At 71.0% G+C, this 22,629-nt stretch carries 23 protein-coding genes; 12 read left to right on the forward strand and 11 right to left on the reverse strand.

Features of this window, described 5'->3' with window-relative positions; translation table 11 throughout:
* Window positions 1-64: 64 nt before the first annotated feature.
* Entirely contained in the window at window positions 65-1,150 is a 1,086-nt protein-coding gene (hrcA, locus tag BY998_RS13055) for a heat-inducible transcriptional repressor HrcA (protein WP_110352060.1), read from the reverse strand.
* Between the two features lie 290 nt (window positions 1,151-1,440).
* On the opposite strand from hrcA, the gene BY998_RS13060 reads away from it, so the two are divergent.
* From BY998_RS13060 to hemW, 4 genes are all read left to right on the forward strand, one after another.
* Window positions 1,441-1,728, forward strand: a complete 288-nt coding sequence (locus tag BY998_RS13060; RefSeq protein ID WP_245421582.1) for a hypothetical protein — start codon at window positions 1,441-1,443, stop codon at window positions 1,726-1,728.
* A gap of 128 nt (window positions 1,729-1,856) precedes the next feature.
* Window positions 1,857-2,570, forward strand: coding sequence for a ribonuclease PH (rph, locus tag BY998_RS13065; protein ID WP_110352061.1), 714 nt, complete (start codon window positions 1,857-1,859; stop codon window positions 2,568-2,570).
* Window positions 2,567-3,202 (forward strand): RdgB/HAM1 family non-canonical purine NTP pyrophosphatase, encoded by a 636-nt coding sequence (rdgB, locus tag BY998_RS13070; RefSeq protein ID WP_110352062.1) that lies wholly within the window; start codon window positions 2,567-2,569, stop codon window positions 3,200-3,202. The genes rph and rdgB overlap by 4 nt, the downstream gene beginning before the upstream one ends.
* Before the next feature lie 138 nt (window positions 3,203-3,340).
* Window positions 3,341-4,519 (forward strand): radical SAM family heme chaperone HemW, encoded by a 1,179-nt coding sequence (gene hemW, locus BY998_RS13075; RefSeq protein WP_110352063.1) that lies wholly within the window; start codon window positions 3,341-3,343, stop codon window positions 4,517-4,519.
* A gap of 4 nt (window positions 4,520-4,523) precedes the next feature.
* Here the strand turns inward: hemW and BY998_RS13080 are convergent, their stop codons facing one another.
* Window positions 4,524-5,726: a penicillin-binding protein activator gene (locus tag BY998_RS13080; protein ID WP_110352064.1), complete on the reverse strand. Its 1,203-nt coding sequence runs from the start codon at window positions 5,724-5,726 to the stop codon at window positions 4,524-4,526.
* A 122-nt stretch (window positions 5,727-5,848) separates the two neighbouring features.
* On the opposite strand from BY998_RS13080, the gene rsmI reads away from it, so the two are divergent.
* The gene (gene rsmI, locus BY998_RS13085; protein ID WP_110352065.1) at window positions 5,849-6,799 is read left to right on the forward strand and encodes a 16S rRNA (cytidine(1402)-2'-O)-methyltransferase; all 951 of its coding nucleotides are present in this window, start codon (window positions 5,849-5,851) and stop codon (window positions 6,797-6,799) included.
* A complete protein-coding gene (locus BY998_RS13090) occupies window positions 6,780-7,169 on the forward strand; it encodes a YraN family protein (protein ID WP_110352066.1) in 390 nt (129 codons plus the stop codon). The genes rsmI and BY998_RS13090 overlap by 20 nt, the downstream gene beginning before the upstream one ends.
* Window positions 7,170-7,187: 18 nt before the next feature.
* On the opposite strand, the gene BY998_RS13095 is transcribed toward BY998_RS13090, so the two are convergent.
* Complete coding sequence (locus BY998_RS13095) at window positions 7,188-7,577, reverse strand: response regulator (protein WP_110352067.1); 390 nt, start codon at window positions 7,575-7,577, stop codon at window positions 7,188-7,190.
* A 291-nt stretch (window positions 7,578-7,868) separates the two neighbouring features.
* Here BY998_RS13095 and BY998_RS13100 point away from each other — a divergent pair, with 291 nt between their 5' ends.
* The 3 genes from BY998_RS13100 to BY998_RS13110 are packed head-to-tail and all read left to right on the forward strand — an operon-like array spanning window position 7,869 to window position 10,635.
* Window positions 7,869-8,777: a glycine betaine ABC transporter substrate-binding protein gene (locus BY998_RS13100; protein WP_110352189.1), complete on the forward strand. Its 909-nt coding sequence runs from the start codon at window positions 7,869-7,871 to the stop codon at window positions 8,775-8,777.
* Entirely contained in the window at window positions 8,774-9,916 is a 1,143-nt protein-coding gene (locus tag BY998_RS13105; RefSeq protein ID WP_110352068.1) for an ABC transporter permease subunit, read from the forward strand. The genes BY998_RS13100 and BY998_RS13105 overlap by 4 nt, the downstream gene beginning before the upstream one ends.
* The gene (locus BY998_RS13110; RefSeq protein ID WP_110352069.1) at window positions 9,913-10,635 is read left to right on the forward strand and encodes an ABC transporter permease subunit; all 723 of its coding nucleotides are present in this window, start codon (window positions 9,913-9,915) and stop codon (window positions 10,633-10,635) included. Before BY998_RS13105 ends, BY998_RS13110 begins: the two co-directional genes overlap by 4 nt.
* Before the next feature lie 7 nt (window positions 10,636-10,642).
* On the opposite strand, the gene BY998_RS13115 is transcribed toward BY998_RS13110, so the two are convergent.
* The gene (locus BY998_RS13115; RefSeq protein WP_110352190.1) at window positions 10,643-11,728 is read right to left on the reverse strand and encodes a L,D-transpeptidase; all 1,086 of its coding nucleotides are present in this window, start codon (window positions 11,726-11,728) and stop codon (window positions 10,643-10,645) included.
* A 120-nt stretch (window positions 11,729-11,848) separates the two neighbouring features.
* Window positions 11,849-12,787, reverse strand: a complete 939-nt coding sequence (locus tag BY998_RS13120; protein WP_110352070.1) for an extensin family protein — start codon at window positions 12,785-12,787, stop codon at window positions 11,849-11,851.
* 202 nt (window positions 12,788-12,989) lie between these two features.
* Between BY998_RS13120 and BY998_RS13125 the strand changes: the two genes are divergently transcribed.
* Window positions 12,990-15,077, forward strand: a complete 2,088-nt coding sequence (locus BY998_RS13125) for a M3 family metallopeptidase (protein WP_110352071.1) — start codon at window positions 12,990-12,992, stop codon at window positions 15,075-15,077.
* Window positions 15,078-15,098: 21 nt separating this feature from the next.
* On the opposite strand, the gene BY998_RS13130 is transcribed toward BY998_RS13125, so the two are convergent.
* The 3 genes from BY998_RS13130 to BY998_RS13140 all read right to left on the reverse strand — a co-directional run bounded on the left by BY998_RS13130 (window position 15,099) and on the right by BY998_RS13140 (window position 18,058).
* Window positions 15,099-15,356: a hypothetical protein gene (locus BY998_RS13130; RefSeq protein WP_110352072.1), complete on the reverse strand. Its 258-nt coding sequence runs from the start codon at window positions 15,354-15,356 to the stop codon at window positions 15,099-15,101.
* Window positions 15,357-15,895: 539 nt separating this feature from the next.
* On the reverse strand, window positions 15,896-17,569 hold the full coding sequence (locus tag BY998_RS13135) for a formate--tetrahydrofolate ligase (RefSeq protein ID WP_110352073.1): 1,674 nt from the start codon (window positions 17,567-17,569) through the stop codon (window positions 15,896-15,898).
* A gap of 267 nt (window positions 17,570-17,836) precedes the next feature.
* Window positions 17,837-18,058: a heavy-metal-associated domain-containing protein gene (locus BY998_RS13140; protein ID WP_110352074.1), complete on the reverse strand. Its 222-nt coding sequence runs from the start codon at window positions 18,056-18,058 to the stop codon at window positions 17,837-17,839.
* 280 nt (window positions 18,059-18,338) lie between these two features.
* Between BY998_RS13140 and BY998_RS13145 the strand changes: the two genes are divergently transcribed.
* The gene (locus BY998_RS13145) at window positions 18,339-19,817 is read left to right on the forward strand and encodes an EAL domain-containing protein (protein ID WP_110352075.1); all 1,479 of its coding nucleotides are present in this window, start codon (window positions 18,339-18,341) and stop codon (window positions 19,815-19,817) included.
* Between the two features lie 25 nt (window positions 19,818-19,842).
* Here BY998_RS13145 and BY998_RS13150 read toward each other — a convergent pair whose 3' ends face one another.
* From BY998_RS13150 to BY998_RS13160, 3 genes are all read right to left on the reverse strand, one after another.
* Window positions 19,843-20,070, reverse strand: coding sequence for a hypothetical protein (locus tag BY998_RS13150; RefSeq protein WP_110352076.1), 228 nt, complete (start codon window positions 20,068-20,070; stop codon window positions 19,843-19,845).
* A 116-nt stretch (window positions 20,071-20,186) separates the two neighbouring features.
* Complete coding sequence (locus BY998_RS13155) at window positions 20,187-20,723, reverse strand: protein phosphatase CheZ (protein ID WP_181425513.1); 537 nt, start codon at window positions 20,721-20,723, stop codon at window positions 20,187-20,189.
* A 112-nt stretch (window positions 20,724-20,835) separates the two neighbouring features.
* Entirely contained in the window at window positions 20,836-21,219 is a 384-nt protein-coding gene (locus tag BY998_RS13160) for a response regulator (protein ID WP_003604011.1), read from the reverse strand.
* 311 nt (window positions 21,220-21,530) lie between these two features.
* Between BY998_RS13160 and BY998_RS13165 the strand changes: the two genes are divergently transcribed.
* Window positions 21,531-22,544, forward strand: coding sequence for a bifunctional riboflavin kinase/FAD synthetase (locus BY998_RS13165; RefSeq protein WP_110352077.1), 1,014 nt, complete (start codon window positions 21,531-21,533; stop codon window positions 22,542-22,544).
* Window positions 22,545-22,629: the final 85 nt, after the last annotated feature.

The following is a 22,629-nucleotide window of genomic DNA, read 5'->3' on the forward strand; positions in this document are numbered from 1 at the left end:
GAGGCTTTCGCTAAGTGGTCTCGTTCCCTCGCGATGACGGCGGAGGGTCAGCGCGGAACGAGCCCTATCGCGGCCGGTCGAGCAGGCCCGAGACCACACGGGCGGTGTAGTCGACCATCGGTACGATGCGGGCGTAGTTGAGCCGCGTCGGGCCGATCACGCCGACGACGCCGACGATCTTCTGCGCGCCGTCGCGGAACGGCGCGGCGATCATCGAGGAGCCGGAGAGCGAGAACAGCTTGTTCTCCGAGCCGATGAAGATGCGCACGCCGTCGCCCTGCTCGGCCCGCGCCAGCAGCTCGATCACGTCCTTCTGCGTCTCCAGATCGTTGAACAGCAGGCGGATGCGTTCGAGATCCTCAGCCGCGCGCAGGTCGTCGAGCAGGTTGGCTTGGCCCCGCACGATGAGCTGGCGCGCCTCCGAAGGGCCGACGGTGGTGGCGAGCCCCGCATCGACCAAGCGCTCGGTCAGCGCGTCGAGTTCCCGCTTCATGGCCTTGCGCCCGGACTCGATGTCGGCGCGCAGGGAATCGAGCGTCCGGCCGCGCAGCCGGGCGTTGAGGAAATTCGAGGCTTCCTGCAAGGCCCCCGCCGGCAGGCCCGGCGGCAGGTCGACCAGCCGGTTCTCCACCGTGCCGTCGACGGAGACGAGCACCACGAGGGCGCGGTGGGCATCGAGCCGGACGAACTCCACATGCTTGAGGCCCGCATCGACCTTGGTGGTCAGCACCACGCCCGCCCCGCGCGAGATGCCCGATAGAAGCGAGGACGCCTCGGCCAGCGCCGAATCGAAGGTGTGGCGCGAGGCCGCCGCCTGCATCTGCGCTTCGATCCGCGCCTTTTCGGCGAGATCGACATCGCCGATCTCCATCATCGCATCGACGAAGAAACGCAGGCCCATCTCCGTGGGCAGGCGCCCGGCCGAGGTATGGGGCGCGAAGATCAGCCCGGAATGCTCCAGATCCGCCATCACGTTTCGGATCGAGGCCGGCGACAGGCTCATCGGAAGGATGCGGGCGAGGTTGCGCGACCCGACCGGTTCGCCGGTCGTGACGTAGCTCTCGACGATCTGCCGAAAAATCTCCCGGGCCCGCTCGTTGAGGGCGGAGAGGGCCTGCGGCGGCGTGGCGGGCTGGAAGGTCTCGGACAAGGGAACAGAACCTGACGGGCGAAGAGGGGAGCCTCGCAAGACAAACGATCACCGGCGGCCTTCCCTCTGGCCAAATCGATGCGACGGACGTCTCGTGAGAGACACTTAGGGGTCTCGGGCGCCGCCGATCAATCCTCCCGGCCCGCGACCTTCGGCGCCCGATTTCCCCGGAGGATCGGGTGAGTGGCCCGCGGGAGGGATCAATCCGGCGCCCGGGACCGTTAGCAGGCAAGGGCCAAGGTCCTGATCCCGGCCCTCTTCAAAGCATCCGACGACAAGGAGCCTCCCAAGTGCTGACAGGCGTACGCAAGTCTCTGGTCAAGGTCGCCGCGCTGGCGATCGCCGTGACCGGCCTCGGCCTCGTCGCGGCCCCCCGCGCCGTCGAGGCTGCCCCGCTCCCGATGGCCGCCGTCACGGCGGCGCCGGCCAGCGATATGGTCGAGCAGGCGCAGTACCGGCCTCACCGCCATATGCGCCGCCACTATCGCCATCGCCGGCACATGCACCGCCACCACCACTTCCGCGGGCCGCGCCATCACCACCACCGCCATTACGGGCATCACCGCCGCTGGCGCTGAGCCCCCATCCTCGAAGAGGCCGCCGTCGCGAGACGGCGGCCTTTTTCGTGGGCTGCTCCGGCGGTTGCCGCGGACGGCGACAGCGCCTAAGAGCGCGGGCTTCGATCTCGACACGGAGCTTGTCACGGATGCGTCCCTCGAAGCGCGCGCCCGACGCGATGCGCGACGTCACGCTGGAGCGGGCGGTGGCCCGCTACGCGGAAGGCTCCTGCCTCGTCTCCTTCGGCAACACCCGCGTGCTCTGCACCGCCTCGCTCGAGGAGCGCGGTCCCCCGTGGCTGCGCGGCTCCGGTAAGGGCTGGGTGACGGCCGAATACGCCATGCTGCCCCGCGCCACCCACGAGCGCACCCGCCGCGAAGTGAATTCCGGTAAGCCGTCGGGCCGCACCCAGGAGATTCAGCGGCTGATCGGCCGTTCGCTGCGCGCCGTCACCAACCTGCCCGCCCTCGGCGAGCGCCAGATCACGGTCGATTGCGACGTGCTCCAGGCCGATGGCGGCACCCGCACGGCCTCGATCACCGGCGCCTGGGTGGCGCTGCACGATTGCCTTGCCTGGATGCGCGCGCGCTCGATCATCTCGGTCGATCCGCTCAAGGACCACGTCGCGGCGGTCTCCTGCGGCATCTACAAGGGCACCCCCGTGCTCGACCTCGACTACGCCGAGGATTCGGCCGCCGAAACGGACGCGAACTTCGTCCTCACCGGCAGGGGCGGCATCGTCGAGGTGCAGGGCACCGCCGAGATGGAGCCCTTCTCCGAAGCGCAGTTCGTCGAGCTGCTCGGCCTCGCCAAGGGCGGTATCGCCGCTCTCGTCGACTTGCAGCGGAAGGCCATCGCGTGAGCGATCATCGCATCCTGTCGGGCAAGGTCGTCATCGCGACCCACAATGCCGGCAAGCTCGTGGAGATGCGCGAGCTGCTGGCGCCCTTCGGCGTCGAGGCGGTCTCGGCCGGCGAACTCGGACTTCCCGAGCCCGACGAGACCGGTACGATGTTCGCCGAGAATGCGGCGATCAAGGCGCACGCCGCCGCGAAAGCCTCGGGCCTCCCGGCCTTCGCCGACGATTCCGGCCTGTGCGTCGATGCGCTCGACGGGGCGCCGGGCCTGTTCTCCGCCCGCTGGGCCGGCCCGGACAAGGACTTTTCCGGCGCCATGGCCCGGATCGCGACGGAGCTCGAAACGCGCGGCGCGTCCGACCGGCGGGCGCATTTCGTCTCCGCCCTCGTGCTCGCTTGGCCCGACGGCCATACCGAATTGTTCGAGGGCCGCGTCTTCGGCGACCTCGTCGCGCCCCGCGGCAGCCTGGGCTTCGGCTACGACCCGATGTTCCGACCCGAGGGAATGGACCGCACCTTCGGCGAGATCTCGTCCGAGGAGAAGCACGGGGTCGACTGGCAGAGCGGCAATGCCCTCTCTCACCGGGCGCGTGCCTTCGTCCTGCTCGCAAGGGCCTGCCTGCGCCGGCCGGGCTGAGCTTCCGCTCGGCCCTCGGCGTGCCTACATCGGCACCATCACACCGCCCTACGGCTCCATCCGACTCGCCCCCTCATTCTGAGAACCGAGGGATGGACCCGTGATCGGCCCGAACGGGTCGAGAAACCAAGCAAGCCGATGCCCGCCGCGACACCGCTCGACCACCCGACCCGCGACGCCGGGTTCGGGGTCTACCTGCACTGGCCGTTCTGCGCCGCGAAGTGCCCCTATTGCGACTTCAACAGCCATGTCCGCCATGCGGGCGTGGACCAGCCGCGCTTCCTCGCCGCCTTCCGCCGGGAGATCGCACACGCCGCCGCGCTCGCGCCGGGCCGGACGGTGACCAGCATCTTCCTCGGCGGCGGTACGCCCTCGCTGATGGCACCCGAGACCGTGGCCGGCCTGCTCGATGCGGTGGCCGGCGCCTGGGCCGTGGCGCCCGAGGCCGAGGTGACGCTGGAGGCGAACCCGACCAGCGTCGAGGCGACGCGCTTTCGCGGCTACCGGGCGGCCGGGGTGAACCGCGTCTCCCTGGGTGTCCAGGCCCTCGACGACGGCGACCTCAAGCGGCTCGGCCGGCTGCACAGCGTGGCGGAAGCGCTCGCGGCCCTCCGCACGGCGGCGGCGCATTTCGAGCGCTTTTCCTTCGACCTGATCTACGCCCGGCCGGACCAGACGCCGGCAGCTTGGGCGGCCGAACTTCGGCAGGCCATCGACCACGCGGCCGAGCACCTCTCCCTCTACCAGCTCACCATCGAGCCGGGCACGCCCTTCTTCGGCCTCGCCCGCGCCGGACGCCTCGTGCCGCCGGACGACGAGGCGGCGCGCGTGCTCTACGACGTGACGCAGGAGATCTGCGGGACGGCGGGTCTGCCGGCCTACGAAATCTCGAACCACGCGCGTCCCGGCGCGCAGTCGCGCCACAACCTGCTCTACTGGCGCTACGGCGAATATGCCGGCATCGGCCCCGGGGCCCACGGTCGCCTCGTCCGGCCCGAGGGGCGGCTCTGCACGCGGACCGAGAAGGCGCCGGAGGACTGGCTCGCCCGGGTCGAGCGCGACGGCCACGGCATTGTCGAGACGGAAGCGCTCGCGCCCGAGGATCAGGGCGACGAATTCCTGATGATGGGCCTGCGCCTGTCCGAAGGAATCGACCCGGCCCGCTACGCGGCGCTCAAGGGCCGCCCGCTCGATGCCGGGCGGCTCGACGCGCTGGTCACCGACGGGCTCGTGGCCCGCCTGCCCGATGGGCGCATCGCCGCCACCGCGCGCGGGGCGCCGGTGCTCAACGCGGTGGTGGCGGAACTGGCGGCCTGAGCGCTCAGATGCCCGACGGCCCCAGCACCTTCGGGGCCGGGCTCACCACGCTCGCCGCATTGTTGCGGATCTCGTAGACCGCGAGCGTGCGCTCGCCGAGACCGTCGGCCCGGAAGCGGAAGGTGCCCTCCAAGCCGGAGAAGCCGGCCGGGTTGGTCAGGGTCGTGTCGGCGAAGCGTTGCGTGCCGTACTGGCGCGAAAGCGCGGCGGTGAGGGCGACCGCGTCGTAGCCGAGTGCGGCCGCCCGCGGCGGGGCCGTTCCGAAGCGGGCCTGATAGCGTGCCGCGAAGCCCGAGAAGCCGGCGGCGTCCGGCGCGGCGAACCAGCCGCCCTGGAAGGCCGGCTGGGAGAGCACCCGTGGGTCGTTCCACAGGGCGAGCCCGAGCGGACGAACCCGCGCGGGCGAGAAGCCGGCCCGCGCCAGGGCCGGCGCCACGGCCGCCAGACCCTCCGGCGTGTCGGGCATGAACAGCGCGTCCGCCTGCGCGGACGACCCCGCGATCACGCCGCGCAGGCGATCGACCGCCGGGCCGGGATTGCCGGGGGCGTAGCGCTCCATGGCCACCAGCCGGGCGCCGCGCCGGGCCACCGCCTCGCGGAATTGCGCCTCGACGGCGTTGCCGTAGGTCGATTCGGGGATCAGCGCGGCGAAGGAGCGGCGCCCGCCCGCCGTCGCCTCGTCGACGATGCGGTCGACCTCCGATTGCGGCAGGAAGCTGATGAGGTAGACGCCGCGCGCCGCCACCGCCGCATCGGTCGAGAAGGCGATGACCGGCTTGCCCGCGCCCCGGGCGACGGAGCCGGCCGCCTGGACGTTGGCCGCGAAGAGCGGGCCGAGCACCACTTCGGCGCCCTCGGCGAAGGCGGCCTGTACCGCCTCGCGCGCACCCTCGGGGCTGCCCCGGTCGTCCTTGACGAGGATCTGCAGGTTCGGCTTCTGGAAGTCGTCGTAGGCGAGTTCGGCCGCGTTGCGCACAGCCGCGCCCACCGCCGCCCCCTGCCCGCTGAGGGGCACGACCAGCGCGACCTTCACGGAGCCGGTGCCGATCGTCGGCCCCGCACCCGCCACGGGCGCCGCCGCGACCTCGGCGGGCACCGCCTCGGCCCGGGGCCGCGGCGCATCCGGAACGCCGATGCAGCCGGAGAGCCCCGCACACAGGAGAGCGGCCCCGAACAGGCCCGCCGAACGTCCGCCGCGTCGCGCCATCGCGACCCCCTCCCGCAAAGCGCAATCCAGGGTGACGATGCGGAGGGCCCTGCGAAAAGTAAATGTGAGGCCAAGCCTTTCCCCGGTCCGCAAACACGCGCGGGCGTGGCATTGTCGCGGGGATGACACAGCGACTCGACAAGCGCCCCGAAGGGACACCCCGCGGCCCCGCCACCTTCACGGCCTTCGGCCTCGCGGCGGAGGCCGAACGGCTGGCGCCGGGCCTCTACGTGGTGGCAACCCCGATCGGAAACCTACGCGACGTCACTTTCCGCGCCCTGGCGACCCTCGCCGCCGCCGACGCGGTTCTGGCCGAGGATACCCGCGTCACCCGCACGCTGCTGATGCATTACGGGATCACGACGCCGCTGCTCTCCTACCACGAGCACTCGAACGAGGCCGTGCGCGAGCGGATGGTGATGCGCCTCAAGGCGGGGGAGACCCTGGCGCTCGTCTCCGATGCCGGCACGCCGCTGGTGTCCGATCCCGGCTTCAAGCTCGTCCAGGCGGCCATCGCCGCCGGCATCGCCGTGACGCCGATCCCCGGCCCCTCGGCGGTGATGACGGCCATCGTCGCCGCCGGCCTGCCGACCGACCGCTTCTTCTTCGAGGGCTTCCTGCCGCAGAAATCCGGCGCCCGGCGGACCCGCCTGGAAGCGCTGGCGGCGATCCCCGGCACGCTCGTGGTGTTCGAATCCCCCCATCGCCTTCCCGAGATGCTGGCGGATGCCGCCGAGGTGCTCGGGGGCGAGCGGCCCGCCGCGGTCGCGCGCGAACTGACCAAGCTCTACGAAACCATCCGCCGCGACAGCCTCGACGGTCTCGCCGCGGCCTTCGCGCAGGAGGGGCCGCCCAAGGGCGAGGTCGTGGTGGTGATCGGGGCCGCGCCCGAGGATGCGGTGGCGCGGGAGGCCGATGCCGGGCTCGACGCGCGCATCGAGGCGGCGCTCGCCCGCCACTCGATCAAGGATGCCGCCGCGCTCGTGGCCGACGAAACAGGCCAGCCCAAGCGGGTCGTCTACGCCCGTGCCCTCGCGCTCGCCCGCCGCGCGGATGAAGACTCGTCCGCCTGATCCGGCGCAGCGGCGCCGGGCCACCCATGGCCGCGGCCTCTCGGCCGAGACGCTGGCCCTGCTGGCGCTGATGCTGAAGGGCTATCGCCCGCTGGCGCGGCGCTTCGCGGCGGCCGGCGGCGAGATCGACCTGATCGTCCGGCGCGGTCGCACCGTCGCTTTCGTGGAAGTGAAGGCGCGCTCCACCCTCGAGGCCGCCGCCGTCGCGATCGATGCCCGAAAGCGCGCGCGGATGTCCCGGGCCGCGCGCGCGTGGCTCGCGCGCCGGCCGCTTGCGGCGGACGTCACCTTGCGGGCGGATGCGGTGTTCGTGGCGCCCAGGCGCTGGCCGCGCCACCTGCCGAACGCCTTCGAGCTCGAAGGCTTCTAACGCCGTGCAGGTTCGGGATCAGCCCTGCGCGCGCTCGATGGCGGCGATCAGAGTGCGCTTGAGATCCGCTTGGCTGAAGGGCTTCTGCACCACCGGCCGGTCGCGGAACGGCTCGCGAATTCCCGCCCCGCCGTAGCCCGTCGAGAAGACGATGGGCAGCTGGCGCTCGGCGATGACCTCGGCCACCGGATAGATCGGCTCACCCGCGACGTTCACGTCGAGGATGGCGACCGTGAAGCTCTCGCTGCGCGCCATTTCGAGGGCGGTCGCGAGCCGGGCGGCCGGGCCGACGATCTCGCAGCCGAAATCGAGCAGCATGTCTTCGAGCAGCATGGAGATTGCTGCCTCGTCCTCGACGACCAGCACGCGGGCGCCGGACAGACGATCCTCGTTCGAATCCACAGTCACGCCGGGTCGTCTTCCCTATCGATCCGTTCCCGATCCGGAACGCTGTCTCTGGCGGGCCGATCATATCCTCGGCGCCCCGGACGGCGAGCGCCCGATACCTTCAGAAATGAAGTGCACGCCCGGAAAAACGCTGCCCGGTCTCGGAGCCGTCGCCCGTAAAGCTGAGCGTGTCAAGCGCCCGGACGGCTCGCCCGTGCTATGCTGGCAGAGCCAATGTTATTCCGCAAAACATTTCCCCTCCAGTGTCGCGAACGAGCCGCATTTCGCGGGCCGGCCGGTGCCCGCGCCGGCCTGAGTCGGCGCGGGCTTCTTGCCGCCGCCGCCGCGATGGCTCCGGCGCTCGGCCGGGCCGAGAGCGGTCGTTCGCTCGTGGTCGGTTCGAAGAGCGACACGGAAGGCGCCCTCCTCGGCAACCTGATCGCGCTCGTGCTGGAAGGGCTCGGTCTGCCCGTCACCCGCCGCCTCGGGCTCGGCCCGACGCTGATCGTCCGCTCGGCCCTGCTCGCCGGGGAAATCGACCTCTATCCCGAATACACCGGCAACGTCGCCTTCTTCTCCGGCACCGAGACCGACCCGGCCTGGAAGACGAGCGAGGGCGCCTATGCGGGGGCCCTGCGGCTCGACGCCGCGCGGGGTCTCGTCTGGCTCGGGCGGGCACCGGCCAACAACACTTGGCTCATCGCGGTGCAGGGCCGACTCGCCCGGGAGCGGCGTCTCGCGACCATGGCGGATTTCGCGGGCGCCGTGCGGGACGGCATCATCCGGCTCGCCGCCTCGACCGAGTTCGTGGAGAGCCCCGCCGCCCTGCCCTCCTTCGAGGCCGCCTACGGCTTCGCTTTGCCGATGAACCGAATCGTCAGCCTGCCCGGCGGCGACACCGCCGTAACCGCGCGCGCCGCGGCGGAGGGCATCAGCGGGATCAATGCCGGCATGGTCTACGGCACCGACGGGGCGCTCGCCGTCCTCGACCTCGTGGTGATGAGCGATCCCAAGGGGGCGCAGATCGTCTACGAGCCCGCCCCCGTGATCCGCTCCGCGACGCTCAAGCGCCATCCGCAAATCCGCGCCGCGCTCGATCTCGTCTTCGCCAGGCTCGATGCCGCGACCCTTCGAAGCCTCAACGCGGCCATCACCGTCGAGGGGCGTATCGCCACCTCCGTTGCTGCGGAATGGCTCGACCGGAAGGCGGATGACCAGTGAGGAGGCGAATCATTCTCGGGCTGGCAGGCGCAGCCGTCGTTCCGACGCTCCTCGTGCTCTTGCCGCTGATGCATTTTGCGCCGAACCGGCTGCTGACCGGCACGGCCATCGACGCCCCGAGCATCCTCGGTGCCATGCTCTGGCCGCTCGGCGCACTGGCGGCAATCGGGCCCGGCCTGCTGGCGGGAAGCCGCGGCCGGCTCGCTGCCGCCATCGCCGCTCTGGCCTGTCTCGGTGCATTCGCGCTACTGCTCGCGGGTCTCGGGCACGGCGCCGCCGCCTGGACCGCCGGCCAGCCGCCTGCGGCGCGGGCGCGGCTCGCGGCCGGGGCGTGGATCGGCGCGAGCCTCCTTGCTGCCGCCGTACCGCTCGGCGCCCGGCGCGTCGATCCGGCGGCGGGCGGCCCGATCGGTGCGCTCGCCCTGGCGGCGTCGGTGCAGGGCCTCTGGCTCGCGGGCCGTCTCGACGCGCTCTCCGTCGTGGTGGAGTTCCGGGCCCGGCGCGACGAACTCGCCGCGGCGCTCCTCGACCATCTCGCCCTCGCCCTCGGCGCCCTGGCCCTGGCCGCCCTCGTCACCGGAGCGCTGGCACTGTGGCGACGCGGGCGCGGCCTTGTCGATCTGACCGTCAGCGGGCTGCAGGTGGTGCCCGCCGTCGCATTGCTGGGCGGCCTGGTGACCGCGGCCTCGGCCCTGCTCTCCGCAGCCCCCGCCCTGCGCACCTACGGTCTCTCGGCGCTCGGCACGGTGCCCGCCCTCGTCGGCATCGCCGCCTACCTGCTGCTGCCGCTCTGGCGCGGGCTCCAGGGCGCGCTGCGCGCACCGGACGCCGCCAGCCTCGACGCCGCCCGAGCGCTCGGCCTCACGCCGCGCCAGATCCTCACCGGCCTGCGCCTGCCGCTGGGTGCCTCGGTCCTCCTCGGGGGCGTGCGCGTGGCCGCGGTGCAGGCGCTTGGCCTCGCGACGTTGGGGGCGCTGGTCGGCGCGGGCGGGCTCGGCACCCTCGTCTTCGACGGCATGGCGCAGTTCGCGCCCGACCTGATCCTGCTCGGTGCCCTGCCGGTGATCGCCCTCTCGCTCGCCGCCGAGCGCGCCCTGAGCGGCCTGGAGGCGGCGGCCCGCCGCCACTGGCCGTCATGAGGCGGCTCGCGCCGGCCGTCGGGCCGCTTCTGCTCGGCCTCGCCCTCGCGGCGGCCTGCCATCCGGCCGTGGCCGGCCTCCTGGGCGACGGGGGCGCGAACCGGCCGCTCTCGCTCACCCGGCTGTCCGACCTCGCGCTCAATCATCTGACGCTGGCGGCAAGCGGCTTTGCTTTCGTCGCCTGCCTCGGTCTCGGGCTCGGGCTGGTCGTGACCCGCTCGCGCTTCGCGGCCCTGCGCGGCGGAATCGATACGCTGGCCGCCTTCGCCCAGGCCGTGCCGCCGGTGGTCGTGGTGGCTCTGGCGCTGCCGATCCTCGGCTTCGGCGGGCCGCCGACCCTGCTGGCGCTCGCCGCCTACGGCATCATGCCGGCCCTGCGCGGCACGGTCGGCGCCCTCGAATCGGTCTCGCCCGAGGCGCGCGAGGCGGCCCGCGCCGTCGGGCTCACGCCGGGTCAGGTCCTGCGTCAAGTCGAGCTGCCGCTCGCTGCCTCCGGCCTGATCGAGACCCTGCGGACGGCCTTCGTGCTCGCGGTCGCGGTGACGGCGGTGGGCGCGCTCGCGGGCGCCTCGACGCTCGGAACGCCCATCGTCGCGGGACTGCAGAACCAGAACGTCGTCGCGATGTTCCAAGGCACCGCGGCGGCGGCGGCGCTCGCCTTCCTCGGCGACGCGCTCCTGCTGGCGGCCGGCGGCCTCGCGCGGCGCGAAGCGGCCTGAGACGGCGTCACTTGTCGAGGAACTCGACCTTGGCGCCCTTCGCCGTATGGCTCGCGAGGTCCCGCGCGTCCCAGTTGGTCAGACGGATGCAGCCGTGCGATTCCGTCTTGCCGACCTTCTCCGGGTCCGGCGTGCCGTGGATGCCGTAGGAGGGGATGGAGAGATCGATCCAGACGAGGCCGACGGGGTTGTTCGGTCCCGGATGGATCGAGAACTTCTTCTTCGCCGTCACGCCCTCAAAGCGGTACTTCGGGTTGTAGGTGTACCAGGGGTCGAAGGCGACCGCCTTGACCTTGGCCGACCCGTCCGGCGCGGGCTTCTCCGAACTGCCGATCGAGGCGGGGTAATCCGCCGTCAGCTTGCCGTCCTCGTCGAAGGCGCGCACCCGCTTGGTGCGCTTGTCGACCTCGATGCGGCTGACCTTCGGCGCCAGCGGCGCGCCCTCGACCTTGCCGTCGCCCAGAGGCGGCACCGCCGCCACGATCAGGCTGCCGCCCGCCTTGTCGAAGGGAACGTCCGGATTGAGGGCGGACAGTAGGTCGCGCTGCATGTGGAAGCGCTCGGCCAGCATCTCGCGCGGGTTCGTGTAGCGCATCGGCCCGACATCGGCCTGTTCCTGCATCTTGGCCGGCATCTTCTCGACGAAGGGGCCTTTCACGTCCTCTTCCGTGATGCTGTAGGTCGTCACCACCGGGTCGGGGCTCGTCGCCTGAAGCCGGTCGAAGAGCTCGCGGGTGAGCCGGTCCGAGGCCGGCAGACCTTGCGCGCCGGCAAAGGCCGCGAGCGCGCCGCGCAGATTCTCGCCGTCGCGCCCGTCGATGGCGCCGGGGGAGAAGCGGGCGCGGTCGAGCAGGACCTGCACCTTCACCAGCAGCGGGTCGGGCTTCTTCGACGCCTCCGTCTTGTCGGACACCTTCTTCGCCTTCTTGCCGGCACTCTTCTCCGGCTTCGGCGCCTCTTCAGGCTCGCGGAAGGTCGCGCCATTGATGGCGTCGCGGGTCAGGGCCGGAGCCGGCCCTTCCGCGGCCGACGCGGCAACCGCGCTGACAAGACCGAGCGCCGTCAGCGCTCCCCGCATCCACGCCCGTCCCATCGCCCGCCCGCGCTCCCGATCCTTGAAGGGAAGAAAAGCCGCAAGCGCAGGCCGCCGTTCCTCCATGAGAGCGCTTTTTGCGAAGGCGCGGGAACGGCTTCCGGCCCGATCCCGGCCCGATCATTGACAGAGTCGGTGACCGGCGTTGCGCTCGCGCAGATCGAGATGGAGGTGGTTGCCGTGCGCCGCGTCGCTGCCGGGTCCCAGCACGGTGCGGAAGAAGCCGCAGGCGCTGGCCCGCACCCTATCCAGGAAGGCGGCCTCCGGGCTGCCGGCGGGCGAAGCGGTGACCTTGAGGCCGGCGCGCTTGGCAAAGCCGTAGCCCATCACGTCGATGGCGTTGGCGAAACTGTGCTCGCTGAGCTTCGCGTCCGTGTCGTGGTTCTGACCGCGGCAGACATAGGTGCCGCCCAGGTTCAGGCTCTTGAGGCCGTCGTCGAACGTCTCCCGCGCGGCGACCTGCACCTCCGTCGTCCAACGGGCCAGGGCCTCCGCCGCCCGGCAACTCAGCGTGGCGGCGGGCTCGAGCGCCACACCGTCCGCGAGGGCCGTGACGCTCAGGGGGCGCGGGGCGCTGCACTGGCCGTTGCCGAGGGCGGCCATCGCCTCGAAGCGCGCCCCGAGCCGCTCCAGGCGCCGCAAGCAGGCGGTGTCGTCCGGGGCGGATACCTTCAGCGCGAGCGCCGCCTCTCCCGACAGCTCCGGCGGACGCGCCGGCGGCAGGGGCGTCTCCGGCTGGGCGGCGGGCGCGTCCTTCGCCTCCTTCGCATTCTGGTCGGAGGCATCCTTGGGCGCCTGCTTCGGCGCTTCCGAGGGCGCCTCTTTGGGCGGCGCCACGGCCTTCGCGTCCGAACCGCCGGCCAATTCCGGCGGGCGCTCCGGCGGCAGCGGCGTCACTTGCGGAGCGGGAGCAACGAGGTCGTTGGGACGCGCGGGCGGAGCCGGGGGCGGCAACGGCACGGTCGCGGCCGGCGGCGACTTGGCCGGCTCCGCTCCGGCCTGGACGAGCGCGAGGCCGATCCCGACACCGAGCAGGCGGGCGAGGCTGAGAGGCGACATGCCGCGATGATCCTCGCTTGCTCGGCTATGGCCCGAGTCCCGCCCCGTCTTCCGCCGCGCGGGCCCGTCGGGCAAGTACGCGGGGGCAACGCCGGGCAAAATCCCGGCGCGCCATTCGCACCGCGCATTCCGTCACTTTGCGCCGCCCGGCCCGCAAACCTATGTTCAGCCTCGATTGCACGACGCAGGCCGAAGGCACCGCATGACCGCCGACACCGCACGCGACCTCTACGAACCGTCCCGCGCCGCCGGCCCGGCGGCGAACCCCTTCGACGCGCCCGCGTGGTCGACGCCCTTCGGCCTGCCGCCCTTCGAGGCAATCCGGCCCGAGCACTACGTGCCGGCCTTCGCCTCCGCCCTGAAGACGCACGAGGCGGAGATCGCTTCGATCGCCGGAAATGCCGAGGCACCGAGCTTCGCCAACACCGTGGCGGCGATGGAGCGCGCGGGGCAGGCGCTCGACCGGGTCGCCAACGTGTTCTTCAACCTGACCGGCAGCGATACCAGCCCCGAATTGCAGGCGATCGAGCGGGCGGTGGCACCGCAGCTCGCCCGCCACGGGAGCGCCATCACCCTGAACCCACAGCTCTGGTCCCGGCTCTCGGCCATCGACGCGGAAGACCTGGGCGCCGAGGAGCGGCGGGTGCTCGACCGTTACCGCAGCCGCTTCCGCCGGGCCGGCGCCGACCTCGCGCCGGAGGCGAAAGCCCGCCTTGCCGAGATTGCGACCCGGCTCGCCGAACTCGGCACGCAGTTCAGCCAGAACGTGCTCGCCGATGAGCGCGGCTTCGTGCTGCCGTTGGCGCGTGAGGACGATCTGGCCGGCCTGCCGCCCTTCCTGCGCGACGCCGCCGCCGGAGCGGCCGCGGAGCGGGGAGACGGGCACGGCCACGTCATCACCCTGTCGCGCTCGCTGATCGAGCCGTTCCTCGTCTTCTCGACCCGGCGGGACCTGCGCGAGCGGGCCTATCAGGCCTGGATCCGGCGCGGCGAGAACGGGGACGAGAGCGACAACCGCGCCATCGTCTCCGAGATCGTGCGGCTGCGGGCCGAGCGGGCGCGGCTGCTCGGCTTCGAGAGCTTTGCACACCTCAAGCTCGACGATGCCATGGCCGGCTCGCCCGACGCGGCGATGGAGCTTCTGCGCAACGTCTGGAAGCCGGCGCTCCAGCGTGCGGCCGCTGAACGCGAGGCGCTTCAGACGCTGGTGCGGGCGGAGGGCCACGACTTCGCCCTCGAAGCCCACGACTGGCGCCACTACTCGGAGAAGCTCCGGAGGGCCGAGCACGACCTCGACGAATCCGAGATCAAGCCGTATCTGCAGCTCAAAGGCATGATCGAGGCCGCCTTCGACACCGCCTCGCGCCTGTTCGGGCTGCGCTTCGAGGAGGTCGCGGACGTTCCGCGCTATCATCCGGACGTGCGGAGCTGGATCGTGCGCGACGCCGACGGCTCGGAGATCGGCCTGTTCCTCGGTGACTACTTCGCCCGGCCCTCGAAGCGCTCCGGCGCCTGGATGAGTGCCTTCCGCTCGCAGGAGCGGCTGAACGGCGAGATCCGGCCGATCATCGTCAACGTCATGAACTTCGCCCGCGCCCCGCGGGGCGAGCCGACGCTTCTCTCCTTCGACGACGCACGCACCCTGTTCCACGAGTTCGGCCACGCCCTGCACGGGCTTCTCTCCGACGTGACCTACCCGCTGCTCTCGGGCACCGCGGTCTCGCGGGACTTCGTCGAGTTGCCCTCCCAGCTCTACGAGCACTGGCTGCAGCAGCCGGAGGTGCTGCGCGCCCATGCCCGCCACGTGACGACCGGCGAGCCGATGCCGGCCGCGCTCCTTGAGCGCCTGCTGGCCGCCGCGAACTTCAACCAGGGCTTCGCCACCGTTGAGTACGCGGCCTCCGCCATCGTCGACATGACGCTGCACCTTTCGGCGGCCGGCGAGGACGGGCTCGACGTCGTCGCTTTCGAGGCGGACGCGCTGCGGCGCATCGCCATGCCGGCGGAGATCGCGGCGCGTCACCGCGCGCCGCATTTCGCGCACATCTTCTCGGGCGACGGCTACGCCGCCGGCTATTACAGCTATCTCTGGTCGGAAGTGCTCGACGCCGACGCCTTCGACGCCTTCCGCGAGGCGGGCGACATATTCCACCCGGAGACGGCGCAGCGCCTGCGCCGGATGATCTACGGCGCGGGCAACCTGCGCGACGCGCGCGAGGCCTACACCGCCTTCCGGGGACGCCTGCCGAGCATCGAGCCGTTGCTGAAGAAGCGGGGACTGGCGGCGTAGAGAGCGCCTCACTGGAGCGGGTCAGGCGGCATTCTTGATGCCGCCGCGCAGCGACAGGTCGATCGGACCGTCGAGGACCGGCAGCGGGCGGGATTCACGGTTCGACTGCCGCGCGTGATGAGCCCGGAGCAGCGTGGTCCGGTCGCGAAGATGCGCCTCGACCCGCCCGTTCATCCGGGCGACGAGGCCGGTCAGGGTGTCGAAGCCTGCGGTGAGAGCGTGGACGGCTGCGCCCATGCCGGAGGCGGCCATGTCGGCCGGCTTGCGAAAGATGCTCATCTGGGACCGTGGATGCGGGGGATCTGGGTCCGCAGATAGGGCGGAAACCGATGCGTCAGCCGCGGCCGAACGCAGCATCCGATGCGGGGAACCAAGTGCACTCGACGATCTTGACCGCAGCTGTGCTGAATACGACAAACTACAACCAGCGCTTAAGCTGTTGAGGCTCTGCGCACGATTGCCGACGCGCCATCATCCCGGGCGTCTTCATTTTTATCATCCAAACGGCCCATCGGCGAAAATGCCGTGTGGAAATGCACTCTAAACAACAGCGTATGCCACGAAATGCCGACGCCGTGCTTGCGACGTGGAACCGACGGAACTCGGGTTTCCGCAGCATCCATTTAGATCGCGACCGCATGGGCGGGTGTCGCGCTTTTCCTGAAAAGGCCGCAGCCTGGTTTGCTCCGGCTCCCCTCACGAGGACGAAGAGAGCGACGAAACCCTATCGCTGCTCCTCTCCCTCGAAGCCGAGCCGGGATGATGCCGAGACGTCTCAAGAGACCTCTGCCAGCGCCACCCCGTCTCAGGGAAACCGCTTAGAACAGTCCGTCGATCTGACCGTTCGCGTCGAGCCGGATCGTGTCCGCCGCCGGCACCTTGGGCAGGCCCGGCATGGTCATGATCTCACCGCAGATCGCCACGACGAAGCCGGCGCCCGCCGAAAGGCGCACGTCGCGCACCGAGACGAGATGGCCGGACGGCGCGCCGATCAGGGTCGGGTCGGTCGAGAACGAGTATTGCGTCTTGGCCATGCAGATCGGCAGGTGGCCGTAGCCGTCCTTCTCGAAGCCGGCGAGCTTGGTGGCCGCCTTCGACTCGATCTGGATGTCGGCCGCGCCGTAGAGCTTGGTCGCGATCGCCTTGATCTTGTCGGTGAGCTTCGTCTCGGTCTCGTATGCGAAGGTCAGCGGCTTCTGCTCGCCCTCGGCGAGCTTGACCACGGCCTGGGCCAGCTCCTCGGCGCCCGCGCCGCCGTCGGCCCAGTGCTTGCAGGTGATGGCCTCGACCTGAAGACGGTCGCGGCACAGCTCCTTCAACTTGGCGTGCTCGGCGTCCGTATCCTGGAAGAAGTGGTTCACGCCCACCACCACCGGCAGGCCGAAGCTCCGCACGTTCTTCACGTGGCGCTCGAGATTAGCGAAACCCTTCTCCAGCGCGCCGAGATTCTCGCCGGCCAGATCCTTCTTGTTGACGCCGCCATGCATCTTGAGGGCGCGGATCGTGGCGACGATCACCACCGCCGAAGGCTTGAGGCCGGTCTGGCGGCACTTGATGTCGATGAACTTCTCCGCGCCGAGATCGGCGCCGAAGCCGGCTTCCGTCACCACGTAGTCGGCGAGCCGCAGGCCGGTCTGGGTGGCGATCACCGAGTTGCAGCCGTGGGCGATGTTGGCGAAGGGACCGCCATGGATCAGGGCGGGGTTGCCCTCCAGCGTCTGCACGAGGTTCGGCTGCAGCGCGTCCTTGAGCAGGACGGTCATGGCGCCGGTGGCCTTCACGTCGGCCAGCGTCACCGGCTTGCGGTCGCGGGTCTCGGCGATGACGATGCGGCCGAGGCGCTCTTCGAGGTCGGCCAGATCCCTGGCGAGGCAGAACACCGCCATCACTTCGGAGGCGACGGTGATGTCGAACCCGTCCTCGCGCGGGAACCCGTTGGCGACGCCGCCGAGCGACTGGTTGATGGCGCGAAGCGCCCGGTCGTTCATGTCGACCACACGGCGCCAGTGGATGCGGCGCACGTCGATGTTCAGTTCGTTGGCCCAGTAGACGTGGTTGTCGATCAGGGCGGCGGCCAGCGAGTGCGCCGAGGTGATGGCATGGAAGTCGCCGGTGAAGTGCAGGTTGATCTGCTCCATCGGCACGACCTGCGCCTTGCCGCCGCCGGCCGCGCCGCCCTTCATGCCGAAGCAGGGGCCGAGCGAGGGCTCGCGCAGGCACATCACGGCCCGCTGGCCGATGCGGTTGAGCGCATCGCCGAGGCCGACCGTCGTCGTGGTCTTGCCCTCGCCCGCGGGCGTCGGCGAGATCGCGGTGACGAGCACCAGCTTGCCCTCCGGCTTGCCCTCCAGCGATCGGATGAAGTCGTGGTCGATCTTGGCGATGTGCTTGCCGTAATTGTGCAGGGCCTCATCGGGGATGCCGAGCTTCTCGGCGACTTCGGCGATGGGCTTCAGCGTCGCCGCGCGGGCAATCTCGATGTCTGAGGGCATTTCTCTCACCGTCGTTTCTTGTCACACGGGCTCTGGGCCCGTCGCACGGCCAGCGAACCGGGCCCGGCCGTCGTCGCGCCGGGCAGGCTCACTTGCGAGCCGAGCCTCCCGCTTCGGCGTTGGGCGCCTCAGCGTATAGGTCCGGCCACGATTCACCGATCTTCGCATTGTGAGCGAAATGCAGGGGAATTGCCTCTCGGATTTTTTTGATCCGCACCGTGAAGTTTTTCAGAGGACGAAGGGCGCTCGATCCTCCGACGGAGCGGATCAGCCGGTCATCGCGCTGGCGGTGTAGCCCGCCTTGGTGAGCGCCTGGGCCACGTCGAGGCTCTGCGCGCGGGTGGTTGCGGTAACGCGGCCGTGCTCGACATCGACCGCGACCTCCGCATCCGGGTCAAGACGGCGGATCGTGCGGCGCACGGCCTCCGCGCACCCCTGGCAGGTCATCCCGTCCACGCGCATCGTCAGTTCGATCGGACTCTGGTCCATCGCGGCACCTCCTGCTCTTCGGTCGCGTGGCATCTGGCTCCGGGCGGGCCGCCGGCAAGGCGGCCTCGGGGCGCAGTCTTTCGGAGACGGAATGCACGGGGAGAAAGCGGGCCACCGGCTTGCGGCGGAGAGCCGGCTCGGCGACATTATGGTTACGACGAGCCGAAGGCGTCACCGAATGGCGCCCGGCGCGTTATCGCCACACGCTCCGCGGGTGCACTCCCGCTTCGTGCGACGGAAACCCGGCCTCGGCCGCCAGAAAGAAACGCGTCGATCGCCGGTGAAGACACCGAAAGCCCGAACGATCCGCCCGCGCGGCACCCCGTGGATCCTCGGCCTCATCGGCATCTTGATCCTCGTTCCGCTGGCCCTCGTCGCGCCGCTCGCAGCGGCGGTCGCCGTCTCATGCCTCGCGATCACCGGGGGCTTGCTGCTCTGGCGCCGTCTGTCGGCCATCGCCGCCGCCCAGGAGGTCGCTTCCCGGGAGATCGGCGTGATCTCCCAGCGCCTCGTGAAGCTCGAAGCCGTTGCGGCAGCCCTGGTCCAGGGGCGCGGTCAGGCCGAGCCGCCCGCCCCTTCCGCTGCTCTAGCTCTCGAAGCGCTCGACGCGCGGCTGAACGCGGGCATCGAGGAGGTGACGGCGGAGATCGGCATCCTCAGCGGCATCGTGCGGGAACTGGCAGCCGTGGTGGCCGCGCAGGATGCGGACATCGCCGGCCTGAAGGCGCCCCGCCCCGCCCCGGCGCCGGTGCGGCAGACCCAGACTATGCCAGAGGCCGTCACCGAGACGATCCAGCCGGTGCCGCTGCCGGCCGCCTCCGTTCTTCCGAATCCCGAGCCCGTGGCACCGCCCATGCGGCTCGTGCCGCGCACGTCCCCGCCCGCCACCCGCGCGCCCGACCCGCTTCTCGGCATCGGCGACGAGCGCTCCCTGATCGACGCCTTCGATGGCGAAGGCCTCGAAGTCTACCTGCAGCCGGTGGTGACCCTGCCGCAGCGCAAGGTCGTGGCCTACGAGGCACTGGCGCGGCTCAAGATCGGCGAGGCGGTGCTGGCCCCCGAGAGCTTCCTGCCCGTGCTGGAGCGGCACGGCCGGACCACCGCGCTCGACCGGCGCATGCTCCAGCGCGTCGCCACCATCGCGCGTCATCTCCAGGGGCGCGGCAGCCCCGCCGCGGTCAGCTACAGCCTGACGCCGCACTCGCTCTACGAGCCGGGCTTCCTGCGCTCCCTCGGGCGCCTCGTCAGCGAAGGACCGGAACTCGCCGGCCGGGTGGTGATCGCCCTGCCGCAGGTGAGCTGGCGCAACCTCGACGCCGAGCAGGCCTCCCTGCTGGCGGGCCTTCGCGGGCGGATCGGGTTCGTGATGGATCGGCCGATCGACCTGCGCTTCGATCCGACCGCCCTGGCCGAGCGCGGCATCGCCCAGGTAAAGGTGACGGCGGCGATGCTGCTGCGACCGCTCGACCGCACGGCGATGCCGGACATCGCCCTGGAGGATCTGGTCTCCTCCCTCGCCCGGGCCGGTATCCGGCTCGTGGCGACCGGCGTCGAGACGGAATCGGAGGTGCCCGACCTGATCGATCTCGACGTGCCGCTCGCCCAGGGCGCGATCTTCGCGCCGCCCCGCGCCGTGCGGTCCGAGGTGCTGTCCGCCCCGACCGATACCGCGCCGCCGCTGCCGCCCTCGCCCGATCCGCCGCCGAGCCCGCCGCCGCAGCGCCGCCCCTTCCGGGATTTCCTGCGCCGGGCGGGTTGAGACGAGGGCCGCTCAGGCCTTCGCTTCAGGCTTTGGCCGCCTCTCGCTCCAAGCGCCGCCGCAACCGGGTTGCGCCGTAGACCTGGGCCAGACGTCGGCGCGCCGCGTGGACCGGCGGCGCCTCGCGCTCGACGCGGGCGGCGGCGATCACGAGAAGCGTCGTCGCGATGGAATGATGAAGCCGCCCCTGCGCATGGGCGCGGTCGAGGGCGTCGCCGGATGTGCGATCCGGCGGCAGATCGATGCTCGCCATGGTCCAGCCCCTGCGAGATCCATTCTCGGGATCCCGGCTCCTTCTTCGGGGAGGAGAGTGACGGCTTTTCGTACGCCCGATGGCGGGAAGGCGGCAGCTTGGCCGTAAGCGGGGCCTCAGGCGAAGAGGGCGTCGATCGCGTCCTGCGCCGTGGCGGGGCCGCCCTTTTGCGGGCCGTTGAGCAGGAGCGACTCGTTGCGCGTCCGGCGATCGACCTCCAACTCGTCGATGCCGCTGGCGTCGCGGGCCTTCACGGCGGAGCTGAACCGCGCCAGCCGGCCTTCGAGCTGGCTCATCGCTTCCGCGACCTTGCCGATGCGCTGGCCCGTGATGTCCTGGAAGGCGCAGGCCTCGAAGATGTCGTAGATCCTGGCTTCCACCGCCGCGCGGTACCCCGGGCCGTCGGGCAGGCCGAGGATGGTCTCGGCCGCACCCATGATCGAGTCGGTCGCGCCGGCGGTCGCCGCGACCACCTCGCTCAGCTCCTCGTGGACCATCGGCAGGCGGTCGCGGGTCAGCTCGTTGGCCCGCAGCAGCGCGATCGCGTCCCGCAGGTTCGAGATGTAGTCGGCGATGTCGAGGAGTTCCTTGACCATCACCGAAGGGTTGGAGGTCTGCGACCGGGCGTCGCGTGCCGATGCCGTCGATCTCATGGATGATCTCTCGAGGGATCTTTCGTGTCTCGGGCTTGCGGTGCCGCGTTCCGCGCTTGCCCCGGCGGAGGGCCGCCCGGTTCGGGCGGCCGCACCGGAGGCGAGGCGGAGGTCAGGCTCCGCAGACGGCCTCGATCTTCGACTTCAGCGTCGCGGCGTTGAACGGCTTGACGATGTAGTTGTTCACGCCGGCCTTCTTGGCGGCGATGACGTTCTCGGTCTTCGACTCGGCGGTGACCATGATGAACGGCGTGGTGCGCAGGCCCTCGTCGGCGCGCACGTGGCGCAGCAACTCGTAGCCCGTCATCGGCTCCATGTTCCAGTCGGAGATGACGAGGCCGTACTTGCGGCCCTTGAGGCGAGCGAGCGCCGCCGTTCCGTCGGAGGCATCGTCCACATCCTCGAAGCCGAGCTGCTTGAGGAGGTTGCGGATGATGCGCACCATGGTTTGGTAGTCATCGACCACCAGGATAGGCATGCTGAGGTCGAGGGCCATGTGAAACGAGCTCCGGTTGTCCCTGGTCGGTGCTGGGGGCGCACCATCCTCTGACGCGAGCGCGGTCGCGTGGGCGAGCGAGGACGGCGCTGCCTTCCGTCCCCGGGACCATAGTTCGGAGCGACTTGCGAAGCGGTTAATCGCGCCGGCCGCGAAAACCGTGACGTGCGCGCTGGCCGGGCCCGTCGCTTGACCGGGCAAGCCGATTTCGCCAAGTCTCCGCCCGCGCGGCACCTCTCCGCCCGCGCGCCGGCAGCGGACGCACCCACCCTGCCCCTTCAAGCCTTGCAGTGATCCGATCGCAGGAGCCGATGCCGTCAGGCGATGAGTACGCCGCGCCGCCCGAGCGGACCGATGCCGCAGCCGGGCGCAGGCCGTTCGCGATCTGCCGCGAGGACGACGCGGTGCCGGCTCTCCTGGCGGGCGCCGTCGCGGCCCTGGGCAATTTTGATGGTGTGCATCGCGGCCACCGCGCGCTGATCGAGGCCGTGCGCCGGGAGGCGGGCACGCATCCCGCCGCCGTGCTGACCTTCGAGCCGCATCCGCGCGCCTTTTTCGCACCCGATCAGCCGATGTTCCGCCTCACCGGCCCGCGGGCCAAGGAAATCGTGTTCGCGCGGCTCGGTCTCGACGGGCTGATCGTGCGCCGGTTCGATCGCGTGCTTGCCGGCACCAGCGCCCGGGACTTCGTGGAGGGCTGCCTTCGCGACGATCTCGGCCTGTCCGGCGTGGTGATCGGCCACGATTTCCATTTCGGCCGCGGCCGCGAGGGCTCGCCGGGCGTGCTGGCCGATCTCTGCGCGCAGGCGGGGCTTGGTTGCCGCATCGTTCCGGCGGTTTCGGCGGAGCCCGGCGACGCGCCGATCTCCTCGAGCGCGATCCGGGCGGCGCTGGCGGCGGGCGACGTGGCACGGGCCAACGCACTGCTCGGTTACCGCTGGTTCGTGCTGGCGCAGGTGCGCCACGGGGACAAGCGCGGACGCACCCTCGGCTACCCGACCGCCAACCTCGCCCTCGACGCCTGCGGGCTGGCGCACGGCATCTACGCGGTGCGGGTGCGCCTGCCCGACGGCAGCCTGCACGATGGCGTGGCGAGCTACGGCCGCCGCCCGACCTTCGACGACGGGGCGCCACTCCTCGAAGTGCACCTGTTCGACTTCTCGAGCGACCTCTACGGCCAGGAGGTGGCGGTCGAATTGCTGGCCTACCTGCGCGGCGAGGAAAGGTTTTCGAGCGCCGAGACGCTCGTCGCGCAGATGGATGTGGATTCCGCGCGCGCGCGAGCGGCGATCGGGATGGATCGCGCGCCGTCGATGCTGGGCTGAGGACGGATCAGGCGGACGAGGTACACCTCGCACGTTGCGTCACGTCAGGCTGGAAAGGCTCGCGTCCGTGCTGCCTGAATCGCTA

The organism is Methylobacterium sp. B4, assembly GCF_003201865.1.
In the GTDB taxonomy this organism is placed as follows: Bacteria; Pseudomonadota; Alphaproteobacteria; order Rhizobiales; family Beijerinckiaceae; genus Methylobacterium.